Origin of the sequence: Aliivibrio logei, assembly GCF_001691055.1 — a bacterium.
GTDB classification, from domain to species: domain Bacteria; phylum Pseudomonadota; class Gammaproteobacteria; order Enterobacterales; family Vibrionaceae; genus Aliivibrio; species Aliivibrio salmonicida.
On record NZ_MAJU01000009.1, the window covers coordinates 270,017 to 282,882 of the forward strand.

13 protein-coding genes are annotated in these 12,866 nt (G+C 39.5%); 5 read left to right on the top strand and 8 right to left on the bottom strand.

Annotation, left to right across the window (positions count from 1 at the left end; translation table 11 throughout):
* Nucleotides 1-6 precede the first annotated feature (6 nt).
* Nucleotides 7-1,212 carry a mannose-6-phosphate isomerase, class I gene (gene manA, locus A6E04_RS10300; RefSeq protein ID WP_065611231.1) on the top strand — a complete coding sequence of 402 codons (1,206 nt, stop codon included), beginning with the start codon at nt 7-9 and terminating at the stop codon, nt 1,210-1,212.
* A 66-nt stretch (nt 1,213-1,278) separates the two neighbouring features.
* On the opposite strand, the gene A6E04_RS10305 is transcribed toward manA, so the two are convergent.
* Nucleotides 1,279-2,343, bottom strand: coding sequence for a DUF1254 domain-containing protein (locus A6E04_RS10305; RefSeq protein WP_139078803.1), 1,065 nt, complete (start codon nt 2,341-2,343; stop codon nt 1,279-1,281).
* A gap of 145 nt (nt 2,344-2,488) precedes the next feature.
* Between A6E04_RS10305 and A6E04_RS10310 the strand changes: the two genes are divergently transcribed.
* Entirely contained in the window at nt 2,489-3,442 is a 954-nt protein-coding gene (locus A6E04_RS10310; RefSeq protein ID WP_017021144.1) for a LysR family transcriptional regulator, read from the top strand.
* Between the two features lie 32 nt (nt 3,443-3,474).
* Here A6E04_RS10310 and A6E04_RS10315 read toward each other — a convergent pair whose 3' ends face one another.
* Nucleotides 3,475-4,365, bottom strand: coding sequence for a helix-turn-helix domain-containing protein (locus tag A6E04_RS10315; protein WP_065611233.1), 891 nt, complete (start codon nt 4,363-4,365; stop codon nt 3,475-3,477).
* Between the two features lie 190 nt (nt 4,366-4,555).
* On the opposite strand from A6E04_RS10315, the gene A6E04_RS10320 reads away from it, so the two are divergent.
* Nucleotides 4,556-5,755, top strand: coding sequence for a sugar efflux transporter (locus A6E04_RS10320; protein WP_065611235.1), 1,200 nt, complete (start codon nt 4,556-4,558; stop codon nt 5,753-5,755).
* A gap of 57 nt (nt 5,756-5,812) precedes the next feature.
* Here the strand turns inward: A6E04_RS10320 and A6E04_RS10325 are convergent, their stop codons facing one another.
* Nucleotides 5,813-6,724, bottom strand: a complete 912-nt coding sequence (locus A6E04_RS10325; protein ID WP_083198975.1) for a DMT family transporter — start codon at nt 6,722-6,724, stop codon at nt 5,813-5,815.
* A gap of 185 nt (nt 6,725-6,909) precedes the next feature.
* Here A6E04_RS10325 and A6E04_RS10330 point away from each other — a divergent pair, with 185 nt between their 5' ends.
* Complete coding sequence (locus A6E04_RS10330; RefSeq protein WP_065611239.1) at nt 6,910-8,154, top strand: NADH:flavin oxidoreductase/NADH oxidase family protein; 1,245 nt, start codon at nt 6,910-6,912, stop codon at nt 8,152-8,154.
* A 462-nt stretch (nt 8,155-8,616) separates the two neighbouring features.
* Nucleotides 8,617-8,991, top strand: coding sequence for a hypothetical protein (locus A6E04_RS10335; RefSeq protein ID WP_065611241.1), 375 nt, complete (start codon nt 8,617-8,619; stop codon nt 8,989-8,991).
* Between the two features lie 74 nt (nt 8,992-9,065).
* Here the strand turns inward: A6E04_RS10335 and A6E04_RS10340 are convergent, their stop codons facing one another.
* From A6E04_RS10340 to A6E04_RS10360, 5 genes are all read right to left on the bottom strand, one after another.
* Nucleotides 9,066-10,004: a LysR family transcriptional regulator gene (locus A6E04_RS10340; RefSeq protein WP_065611242.1), complete on the bottom strand. Its 939-nt coding sequence runs from the start codon at nt 10,002-10,004 to the stop codon at nt 9,066-9,068.
* Between the two features lie 21 nt (nt 10,005-10,025).
* Entirely contained in the window at nt 10,026-10,508 is a 483-nt protein-coding gene (locus A6E04_RS10345) for a GNAT family N-acetyltransferase (protein ID WP_023602747.1), read from the bottom strand.
* A 102-nt stretch (nt 10,509-10,610) separates the two neighbouring features.
* The gene (locus A6E04_RS10350) at nt 10,611-10,874 is read right to left on the bottom strand and encodes a hypothetical protein (protein WP_023602748.1); all 264 of its coding nucleotides are present in this window, start codon (nt 10,872-10,874) and stop codon (nt 10,611-10,613) included.
* A 367-nt stretch (nt 10,875-11,241) separates the two neighbouring features.
* Nucleotides 11,242-11,634 carry a 3D domain-containing protein gene (locus A6E04_RS10355; protein ID WP_017021154.1) on the bottom strand — a complete coding sequence of 131 codons (393 nt, stop codon included), beginning with the start codon at nt 11,632-11,634 and terminating at the stop codon, nt 11,242-11,244.
* Nucleotides 11,635-11,823: 189 nt separating this feature from the next.
* Entirely contained in the window at nt 11,824-12,774 is a 951-nt protein-coding gene (locus A6E04_RS10360; RefSeq protein ID WP_023602749.1) for a LysR family transcriptional regulator, read from the bottom strand.
* Between the last annotated feature and the right edge of the window lie 92 nt (nt 12,775-12,866).

Here is a 12,866-nt window from a genome sequence, read left to right on the forward strand (position 1 = left end):
AAATTCATGTCATCAGGCCATTTATCACGTCACTCCTTCTTCCCAATGGAAAACAAAATTCAAACCTATGCATGGGGAAGCACCTCTTCTATTCATGATCTATTTGGTTTTGAAAATGAATCACAGCAACCACAAGCTGAGGTCTGGATGGGAACGCATCCTAAAGGTTGTTCAATGGTGATGTTTGATAAGCATTTAATCCCTTTATCAGAGCTAATCAATTCCAATAAATCGGCTTACTTATCTTCTTATATTGCCCAAGAATTTGGCGATCTTCCTTTTTTATTTAAAATTCTCGCCGCCGATAAAGCGTTATCAATTCAAGTTCATCCAAGCAAAAGCCAAGCAGAGAAAGGGTTTGAACAAGAAGAACAAGCTGGCATATCCCTAACAGCCGATCATAGAAATTATAAAGATACGAATCATAAACCGGAATTGGTTTACGCGCTCACTGACTACCAAGCGATGAATGGGTTTCGTGCATACGATGAAATTATGGGGTTCTTTGCTGCCTTACATATTGTTGAATTAACAGATCTAGTAATGGATTTTAGTCACACACTGACCCCCCTAGGATTAAAGACATTTTTCAACGGTTTATTAACCCTAAGTGAGTTACGACAACACAATGCATTAGACCAACTACTGACCTACGCCAAAGCTCATCAAGATCAAGCTGAATTTGCCTTAATCATAGAGTTAAACCATCAATACCCTTATGATGTCGGGCTCTTTTCTCCACTGCTTCTTAATGTGATCACATTACAGCCAGGCGAAGCGATGTATTTAAGTGCCAATACACCACACGCTTATATAAAAGGAACGGGATTAGAAATAATGGCAAATTCCGACAATGTATTACGTGCAGGGTTAACACCAAAACACATTGATGTGGATGAACTTGTTGAATGTACTCACTTTGTACCTATCGCCTTTGATGATCTGATTTTGTCACCGCAAAAAGAAGGGCTCTGTGATAACTACGACATTCCAGTAAACGACTTTAATTTCGGCCTTATACATTCGCCAAAAGAGGCCGACGTTAAGATCGACGGTGCTGAAATATTAATGGCAATAGACAGTGAGTTAGAATTACGCAGCCAAAATGGGGAAACAATGGTATTGGCTAGGGGGCAATCTGTTTTTATCCCAGCTTATATTGGTAGTTACATATTAAGCAGTCATGGTCGTGTAGCCAGAGCTTTTAATTGAGAATTACGTAAAACAAAACCATAAAAAGCCGCTAGAAGGTATCTAGCGGCTTATGATTTAATTCAATTATTTCGCTTTCACTGTTGGTAAAATACGGTAACCATCCACTCGAACTTTATCGCTTGGTTGGTAATGGCGAATACCTAAGTTAAATACACCCGAATCGTTCGCGGTTTGAATGTTATTTGGCGCATCAGCACCACAACCAAAGCTTACGGTGTAAGTCCCATCTTTATTTACTGTTGCGGTATTAGAGCTTACGTTCGCTACATCGTTAAACATAAAGCCTGACTTGTCATAAACCGTGATAGACCAAAACGCTTTGTTTTTAGGATCTTCAAACGTTGCTTGATAACACGTATCCGCAGGGTAGTTACCTGATACTTCATAGATATTATCTATCATTTGAGCACCGCCCCAACCAATAGCTGCGCCCACTTCGTACTTTTCTTGAGTAAATAAGGTATTCGATTCATCATCAACGTCAGTAAACATGCCCGTTAACGCATCACTGCCATCACGCTCATTAATCATTGGCATTTTTGCTTTTAGCGCATCTTCAACTTGTTTAAAAGACGCTTGATTCACGCTCTCAGAGGTAAATGGTTCAGCACTTTCCGCATTAATTTGCATTTGATCTTGGTACATTTCCGCTTCTTTTTCAGTAAACGTTGCATCAAGGCGGATCACTAAATAAAGGTGCTTACCAGTATGAGTTGATAACTCAAACGTACCCGCACCGTAATACATAGGCTGAATGCGGTGATCTTCAGTAATTGGCTGAACAGACATATATTTACCTGCAGGTAGCTCAGGCATGGTCACTGTTGCCCCTTTTGATACGTCGACCACGGCCATGGAATAATAGGTATCACGATTCATTCGAACTACTGGCTGCTCATCGGTTGGCGTAAGCTCACGCTTATGCAAAAACTTATTTATGCCAACCAAATCTTGGTTTTTAAGCATTTGGTGAGATGTTTCATACGCTGGGTACATCTCTGCGGTTACGACTGCGCCATCGTTAGCAAAAAATTCATTTAAACTCTCTGCTGATTGAGCAGCAGATACGCCAGTCGCCGTAACCATTGCACTCAGTAAAACACTTTTAGTTATTAGGGGAAATTTCATTTAATCGTTCCTAAGCGGTTATTCAATTCTGTTGGATTGATTAAAGAATAGACTCTAAATGGCATTTATAGAAATCATAAGATCACATAACTGATATGCTATTATGTAATATCATTGTTTGTTATTAATACAATTAAGGGGACGTATGAAAACACTGGAACAAGAACTTTCTCGAATTGATCTCAACTTACTCGTTTCTCTTAGTGTATTAATCAAAGAAAAAAATGTGTCACGAGCGGCAGAAAAACTCTATCTTTCCCAGCCAGCAATGAGTCGAATTTTAGGCCGCCTTAGAGACCTATTTGATGATCCTCTTTTTTATCGTGAATCAAATGGCTTACAACCTACCGCTAAAACACTAGAGTTAGAGTCGCAACTTGATGAGATTTTATTTTCGATTGATGGCTTAGTAAACAGCACCACTTTTTCCGCTGAGTTATGTGAAAAAGCCTTTCGCATATCAACACCACCACTAATGAGTAAACTGCTTACCGCACCATTAGCCAAAGCTATTTATGATATTGCCCCTAAAGTCACCCTTGAAGAATACCCATCAGCAATTGACCCTATTTTATTACTCAAAGAAGGCCATGTTGATTTCTCCATACACATCCAAGATACCGTTATCAATGATGAATACCACTCAGAAAAGATTGGTTATACCTACCCTGTCATTTATGGCGCTTTAAACCACCCTTTATTGCAAAGAGAAAGCATCACCATTGATGATTGTCTTGAATATTCTTTTGTGGATTTATCACTCGATATTCGATCAACAGGGGAATACCTTAATCCACTCGATGCAGAGCTGATAAAGCAAGGTAAAAAAAGAACCGTCGCCCTAAGATCAGGACAACTATCAACATTAATCGAATCCATTAAAGACACAAACAGGCTTATCATTGGCGGGCATTTACTAGAACAAGACTCAACATTAGGGGATAAATTTACCGTGATAAAAGCCTTTAATAGTGAGCCTTACATGGTAAACATTAACTTAATTGAGCACCGAAGAACACTTACTAGCTCACCTCATTGTTGGTTAAAATCCGTCATTATTAACTCCATTAAAGACCAATTTTTTATTCCTAATGAATAACCACAATTAGATAGACAACCGTCGGTAAGGCGTTAGTTGAATCGGCGTCGAAACTCTGTCGGCGTCATATTTTTTAACTCTTTAAATTGGCGATTGAAGTTAGATATATTTTTAAAGCCCGTTTTCCCAGCCACTAAAGTAACCGGTAAGTTAGTGCTTGCTAACAGTTCACACGATTTTCCTATTCGATATTGTTTTAAATGATCTGAAAAACTCATCCCATAATGCTTCTCGAACATTCGATATGCCGAGCTTTCACTCATGTGCAGATTTTTACACAAATCAGATATTTTTATTCCCTCGCCATAGTAGTTTTCAATATAACGAGACGCTCGCTCAATTCGTTGATGCAGTTCAGAGTCTTCTGTTACCTGTTTAATTCGATAAGGTGTAGCGGATAATTTTTTTGCGGCAATATCATCCGAAAGACTGATCAGCACTTCTATTATTTTTATCGCTTGATAGTGGCGTTCTAAGTGTTTCGCGTCATTTAATAGCTCTGCCACTTTACGAGCAATATCCGTACTAAAAGAAAGCCCATACGCGGAATTATCCAGTAAACGCTTAATGTTTCTGGCTTCCGGTAATACGGCTTGCAGGCGCTCTACCCAATGATGTGCAAACCACACAATAACCGTGTGATGATTATCATGCCTTTCTGGTTTTACACTTCGCCCCGCCACCATGTGTGGTAAGCCTGGGCCATAAAGCAACAAGGTATTATGATTGATATCACCAATCGCATCCCCTGCAAAATAACTGCCTTGAAATGCCTCTTCAGGATCAAGATACAGCACCAATTCATACTCAGAGTGATAATGCCAAGAGCAAGTAAATTCATCCTCTTTCGCACTGCAATAAAACTCATTAAATAACCAATCAAAGCTGGGTTGGTTTTGTATGTGTTCTTTAAATGGTTTCATTACTAATCTCACTATTTTGTAGAGTTTCAGGCTAGCGCGATAAGCCTTATCTGTCAAAGATGAGCTATAAAATGAATGAATAGTATCAGAGGTAGCTCGAATAACATCAATCACCCCCTCAACATTAAGTAGACTAGCCGTAAATTAAATCACCTAACCAAAAACAAGTTTCGTATGTTGGAGTTTCACTATGTATAAAGATAGAACCTCATTGCTGTTCATTTTTACCGCCTTTGTCACCGGGCTTTGTGGTGCCTTTTTTTATCCACTATCAAGTCTGTTTATTGTTGAAGAACTTGGCGCATCACCAATAATGCTAAGTCTGTATATGACGCTTGCGGTAAGTAGTTCGGTCGTTGTTTCTCACTTTATTGCTAAACGCTCAGACAGCCATTGGAATCGAAAAACTATTCTAATTGTGTCATTACTTAGTTACCTAATTTTGGTCTCTAGTTTTACCGTAGTACGTGATTATTGGTTGGCTATCACGGTTGCTGTTGTATTTGGTAGCGTAAGTGGTGCTTCTTTTGGGCAGTTGTTTGCGTTAGGTCGAGAATATGGCGATAGATACGTCGCTAACAGCACCAGTTTTTTAGCAACGATGAGAGCAGGCCTTGCGATTGCATGGGTCTTTGGCCCTCCAGCTGCTTTTATGCTTAAAGCACAATTTGGATTCAGTGCAGCCTTTGCAGTTTCGGCCATTACCGTCGCCGCCGCCGTATTAGTGATTGCGAAATTCATTCCCGATAATGTCGTAACAAAAGAAGAAAGAGCTACCGTGGTTGAACATAAACCTCTTGGTCGAATGGTTCTCTTATATTGTCTTATCATCGTGTGTGCGTTTTCTGCTAATAACCTATACATCACCAGTATGCCTCTGTATCTTTCACAAGAATTAAAAGTGAATGTCAGTTGGCTAGGATTGATGTTTGGAATGGCTGCCGCCTGTGAAATTCCCGTCATGCTTGCTGCGGGGAAAATGGCCGAGAAAATGGGTACTATTCGAGTGATGATATTAGGTGTAATTTCTGGTGCTTGTTTCTTTCTTGTTATGCTCTCACAAACGAGCTTTACCTCTATGCTTATTGCTCAAGTATTAAATGGCTTCTTCATTGGTGTCTGTGCAACGTTAGGTATGGTGGCATTGCAAGATATGATGACAGATCGATTAGGCACTGCATCTACCCTGTTCTCAAACATGCTGAATATCAGTGTGTTGGTATCAAGCGTAGCGGTTGGTATCGTGGGTGAATTATATAATTACTACAGCGCATTGTATTTGTGCTTTGTAGGTGCGGTAATTGCCGCGGTGTTATTGGTGGTGTTTGAGATGCTAGAGAAGAAACAAAGAGTAGTGCCTGAGGGGGGATGTAGAGTTAAACGAATTTAGAACGAGGGGTAATAACTGATTTGTTATTACCCCAAAATAGCGAATCAAATAAGGTCATTATTTTCTTGATTCACTTTGTTCAGAAATAGAAACAGGCTGTTTACCAAATACATTGATTAGCGCACCCGTAATAATCAAACCACCACCAAGATACGTCCACATTGATGGCATTTCATTAAATACCCAAACACCTAATAACGCAGAAAACACAACCTGAACATAAGAATAGGCAGATGCTTTACCCGCCGCTTGGGTTTGCATGGCTTTGGTCAATCCATATTGTCCAATTTGCGTAAAAATACCGATTAAAATCAGGATCATGGTAAGGAATAAACTTGGCCATACAAAATCATTCCAAATCAGCACACTTGAGATAGGTAACGCTACTAATGGGAAATAAAATATGATCACTGAGCTGTCTTCTGTTTGACTTAATTTTCTCACAATCACATAAGCTATCGAGCTTCCCAACGCACCACATAACGCAAGTATCACGCTAAAAACAGGTAATTCATTCGAGCCTCCACTGCTCATGCCTGGTTGAACCATAACAAACAAGCCAACAAGACAAAAAGCAATGCATATCATGGTTGATTTTTGAATATATTCTTTCAAAAACAATACGCCAAGTAATGCCGTAAATATAGGGTGAACATATTGCAATATCGTCGCTTCCGCCAAAGGTAAGGTTGTCACCGCATAGTAAACACACATAAGCGCAACTGTGCCTACCGAACCACGAGCAAGAAGTAAGGGTTTATTGTGCCCCCATATCGAAATTCCTTTCCGTTTCACATCTAAATAACTAATGGTCAAAGAAACAAGAGCCCTCGCTGCAACAATTTCAAATACTGGAATGCCATCATTACTCACATATTTTACGCACGCCGACATAAGCGCAAATCCAAGAGCAGAAAGAAACATAAATCTAACCCCTACCGGGATCAGTGAAAAAGAAAACGTAGGCATAAGAACAACAATCAAATTTAGGAGGTAGTGAATGATAACGCAATTTACTCATCGCACCCAAAGCTCTTGTTCAATCAAATAGACATCGACGCTATGTTCTCAGAGACGCTAGATACTCGGAACCATCAATAAAATAGGGCATACTTAACTCATCATACAAAAAGAATATAACAGTAAGAGCAAACATGAATTCAATTACTCTCAGTAATCCTTTTACCCTTTCTAAAGGCCAAGTCATTAAGAATCGTCTGTTCAAATCGGCGATGAGTGAGCAACTTGGCGATAAGCAACACAACCCTACTTCTGACTTAGCGACCCTATATCAGCGTTGGGCCAACGGTGGTATTGGTTTATCTATTACTGGCAACGTAATGGTAGATAGAAGCGCACTTGGCGAGCCTAAAAATGTAGTTTTGGATGAGAAAAGTAACTTAGCATTATTTAGTGAATGGGCAAATGCAGGCAAACAAAACGACTCACAAATATGGATGCAGCTTAACCATCCCGGTAAACAAATTCCTAAATTCTTATGCGCTGATCCTGTGGCCCCATCTGCACTATCATTAGGCCGTGGATTAGAAAAAAGCTTTAATACTCCGCGAGCACTGAACGATAGCGAGATCCATGACATTATTAATAAATTTGCCCTCAGTGCAAAATTGTCAAAACAAGCGGGCTTTAGCGGCGTACAAATTCATGGGGCTCATGGTTATCTTGTCAGTCAATTTTTATCCGCAAGACACAACCAACGCGATGACAAATGGGGTGGTTCGTTAGAAAACCGCCTTCGCTTTGTACTGGAAGTGTATCGTGCTATCCGTAAAGAAGTGGGAGATGATTTCCCAGTAGGAATTAAGCTTAATAGCGCCGATTTTATGAAAGGTGGCTTCACTGAAGAAGAGTCGATGCAGGTAGTACAAACACTGAGTGATAATGGCATCGATTTAATCGAAATATCGGGTGGCACTTACGAAAGTCCATCGATGATGGGATCTAAAAATAAAAATGAACCACTAAAGGCTAGTACCGCAAAACGTGAAGCCTATTTTATGGATTACATGGAAAAAGTAAGAAAGCTAGTGAGCACACCGTTGGTCGTTACTGGTGGATTTCGTTCTGCACAAGCGATGAATGAAGCATTAAACACCTCAGCGACTGACTTTATTGGCATAGCACGAACCATGGCGGTTGATCCTGACTTTCCTAATAAGTTAATGGAGAATCCAAACCATGGAATGCCGCTAACCGTACCAACAACTGGCAAACCTGCGCTTGATAAAATAGGAATGGTTGGATTGGTGTGGTACGAACACCAAATGTGGCGCATTGCCGCAGGGAAAAATGCCGATCCTAAATTAAGCGCGCTTGGTGTGGTGTTTAAAACGATCTTAAGTGCAGGCTGGCACGCGTTTAAAAAGCGCAGAGCATAGGCAATAAAGTTCTGTTATTTCTGTGAGATGTATTAGATCTTCACTTATTGAATAGTGATTCTATCAACAATGCTTCTAGAGATACTATTATCCGTAATAATTTAGTATGAGTAACCGTTAATGTGATGCTCATACTAAGAATGGAAGATACAGTTATGCTTTAGTTTTATTGTGCTCTTGTAATGATTTGAGGGAATTAGAGGTCAGCGCGATTTGGAGTGTTGGGGGGAGTAGCTAGCTTGTTGTTCCAAAATAAATCAGATATAAATAATGTAAGTACTCACATAAATATACTCCCTTAGTCTTCAATAATGTAAACACTGGTGTCCGCTCTTATCCCTAAATAACCTCTGCCCATTTATCTTTACCCCCAATTAATTTGAGAGTAGTAATCCTATTGAGATAGTATTTTTCTACAAAACACGCATAATCTTGCTATACAACACTCAAAGAGACTTACTCATGACTAATTTTCAATATTACTTTCAACAACTGCCTTGTTTTAACTGTAAAAAAACCAAAGTAAACACGGATCTTGGCTGGTTAACGGCGGCGATGAAAGAGGATGTCGTTACACAAGCGGCTGCAATTATCGCGCAAGAAGGCATTGAATCAGAGCTTTCAGTAAACGTGACTTGCACTAAAGACGAAGCTCGTGATTACTTATTGCTGAATTTTTATGGTTATTCAGAAGAACAACTAGCGGATCAAGTAAAAGCCGAAGATGAAAAAGAAGTAGCGGATGAAATAACAGAGCTACTGGCAGAAGGTAACGATACCGCAATCTTTGAACACGAAATCGCACTACAAGGCTGTATTGAGTGTAACATTGATTAAGCGTTAAATTAGGCGTTAGCAAAGGAGAATTTGCTAACGTCTTTTCGTGTCTTCCATTTTTAGTTCTACCCAATTCAAATATTCATCATACGTAAATGGCGATGACCCGCGTCATACGTCTCTTTTAAATGCTGTTGTAACAGTAAGAAACTTTGCTCTCTGAACCAACGATGAGCAGAGTCATTCTGGTATTTACTGTGCCAAAGTAAATAATAACTATGAAGTGGAAGCTCAAACGGTAACGACTTAATTGTGATTGGTAATTTATCGGAAAATTGACCCGCGATATGCAGCGGTGCCGTCACAAGCGCATCGGTTTGACATACAAGTTCTATGGCTGAAGTAAATGATGGGGTCTTTGCGAGCACTTGTCTTTTTTTATTATGCTGCTCAAATAACTCACCAACGTACTGCTTCATTTCTCGTAATCCATGAACTAATACATGCTTTGATTCAAAGTAAGCCTGTTGGCTCAATGGCTGATTGGCTAAGGGATGTGAATTAGACATGATGATCACGTACTCATCATCGATCAGTTTCTTTCCATAAATGTTTTCTGGAAAATGATCTAACGTGGAGGCCACTAACTCAATTTTACTCTCTGAGAGCGCTTGAATGTGTTGCTCTTGCCAAAGTTGACCGTATAAGGATGCATTAGGTGCGTGAGCCACTATTTCTTTGCATATAACGGGAACAATGGATTCAGAAAGAAAGGCGGTGTAAGCCAGTGTAAACTCTCGACTGCATTCTTTAGGAGAGAAAACCTCTACGTCATATAAGTCATCAAGGGTAGCCAATATTGATGGCAGTTTTTTCAGTAATACCTCACCTTTTTCACTCACGACAAACTGGTTTCCCTCCCGAATTAAAATAGGATCATTAAAAGCAGATCTTATTTGAGTTAAGGTTCTGCTCATTGCTGATTGCGTGACGTTTAATCGCCTCGCAGATTCAGTCAAACTTCGTGTCTGTAGTAATGTGTATAACGGGCGTAGCAGTTTGTAGTTATTCATACCTCATCCTTGAGTTCTTATTTACAGCTGTTTTAGCATCCAAACATCACATGCACCATGAAGCGTGTCTTCAAGTGGTTGCGGTAAATGTTCAAAGCCTAGTTTTTCGTACAATCGCACTGCCGCGACCATATTGGAAAGCGTATCAAGGTAGCATTGAGTAAACCCTTGTTCTTTACCAAACGCTAAACACGCGATAGCAAGTTGCTTTCCAAGACCGAGTCCTCTGCTCTCTTCAAGCAAGAACAGCTTTTTCAATTCACAAGTATTCTCATCATTACCAAAGGGGGCAAGGCCACAGCCACCGACGACTTTTCCATCCAATAACGCGACCAAATAATGACTGCGGTTTTCTTTAGTATAAGACAAACTCATTGCATCCACTTCGGCATCCGATGGACCAAAGCCCTCACCGACGGCTCCGTATTCTTCGCCTACGCATTTAATAACACGGCTTAACTCTTTGTTATGCTCTGCTGACACTTCTACTATTTTAAGGCTCATAATTGCTCTCTTAGGATCGATAACTCATACCGAAATGTGGCTAACTCAACAAGTGTATCTCTATATTTTATTGATATTGTATTCACCATTATTTAAAGCTGATTACTTGTGTTTAGTTTGTGTTAACAACGCTTGCTGAGGAACCATTTGCTGCTTACTGAGCTCTTCCGCTTTCAACTCTAAATAACGTTCTCTCTCATTATGACGCTTTGTAGAGTCAGTGTTTCTCAGCGTTTTTTTCATTTCATTTTGTCGTTGATTTAATACCCGCTCTTGCACATCCATTTTAAGCTGCATGCTTGGAACCGCTGCAACCGTGGTCGATAGCATTAACGCCGTTAATAAAAAATAGGTTTGTACAGCCATAACATTCACCTTTGTATCACTCATTTTGTTTCGATGAATTAACTATAAGGTGACACTGTGATGATTAAAAATCACATTAACTCATGCAAGTCATGATTTAAAGTCAAACCCATTATTTACGTCTTACCACCCTATCAATTGGCAAAATTCGGGATGTTCAACTCCAAAAATCGTAGAACACTCTCCGATAGTTAACTTTACAACAGCAATAAATAACGTGGTTTAATGGGATTGTTTTAATGTGGATACACGGTATAAAATAAATAGATAACGAGGGTGTGAGTTATCGTTGAGGCATTAAAAAATAAAAAGTGACATCACTAAGATGTCACTTTATGAAGATAATTAAAATTTATAGTAGCAAAGTTTACGACTTATCTTCTTTCACTGTCCAATAGATGACAACGTCTTGCTTGCCCCATTGTCTTGCTTTTTCAACATCATTGCCCATGTAAATATCAATTTTCTTTTTCCAGCGCTTATTCATTTTATCCAGAACGAGGTATGTACCTTCAAACCCTTCGATTCTCACTTCTTGATTATGAGTAAGCCCCATATCAATAAGATCTCTCGACACTGCAATTGACTTCATTCCTGGCTTAAGCGTATCACCCCAAGCAGCAAGGTTTGGCGTCGAATCGGTTTCTCCAACACTTGAAGTATATGCACTGGCCGTCACTTTGAGTGACTGTTCACCACCTCCGCAGCCAAATAGTGACGTCATACTAAGTGCAGCAAGAAGATAAAAACGAACTTTCATAATAGTTTATTCCTTTAATTGATGAATAGATTGTCTGTGTTACTTTACCCGTATTCTTAAATATTTACTTTACACATAAAGGAGTTCAATATCCTTTTTTAGAGTAAGTATCAAGGTTAAGAAAACTTAAGACCATAATTATTCTCTGTTTTTCAGTCACATAGTTAATATTTTCAATATCAAACCAAATTACTTCTTACCCCCATACAGCTTTGTAAAGTTCGGAATGTTTTGTTCCCACACCGGTGAATCCTCTCCAATAATTGACTTTAAAACATCAATAAATAGCTTGGTTTTAATGGGTGCATCTCGATGTGGGTACACGGCATAAAAAGTGCCAAAGTCCTCAAGATTCAAATGCGTCATGATCGGTATAAGCTTACCTTCAATGATTTCATCCTCAATCATTTGTGCGGTAACAACTGCTAGCGTATTTCCTGCCAGTGCGCTTTTTACTACCATCTCAACATCATTCACTTTGTAAGCGACATTAAGGTGAAACTGCTGCTCAATATCGTTCTCATCAAGATAATTGAATTTATTAATGAGTAATCCAGGCGCGGCATAAATCGTCGCTGGCAGTGATTCTAATTTTTCAATTGTCTCTATCTGACCGTGTTCCTGAATGAAATCTGGAGAGGCGACAATTAATAAACGACTTCGGGCAATCTTACGAGAAATTAAACTGGAGTTCTTTGGCTTACCAATACGAAAGCCAATATCAAAGCCCTCTTGCACAATATCAACGACTCTATCTTCTAATCTCAGCTCGCATTTCACATCAGGGTACTGTTTCTGAAAAACAGAAATTGCATCTTGAACGTACTGACGACCAAACATCATTGAGCTAGTGATCTTTAATATCCCTCTTGGCTCTGAATGGTAGTTTTGCGCCAAGCGATGCGTGTTATTCAACAATTCACGTAATTGCGTCGCTTGATTCACCATCTCACTGCCTGCCGCGGTTAACGACAACGAACGAGTGGTGCGATTAAGTAAGCGAACCCCTAACTCTTCTTCTAAACGACTTATCTGTTTTGATATGACAGAGCGATCCACATTCTGTTGCTCGGCAACATTAGTAAAAGAGCCAAGCTCTGTCACTTCAAGCAATAACAATAAACGATTAGAAAAATCCATATGAGCCTCATGAGAATAGATAAATACACATTGGTGCAATATTAGCATCAATGTTATGCCAGTAACGGTATTTTTATCATCTAATAGATTGT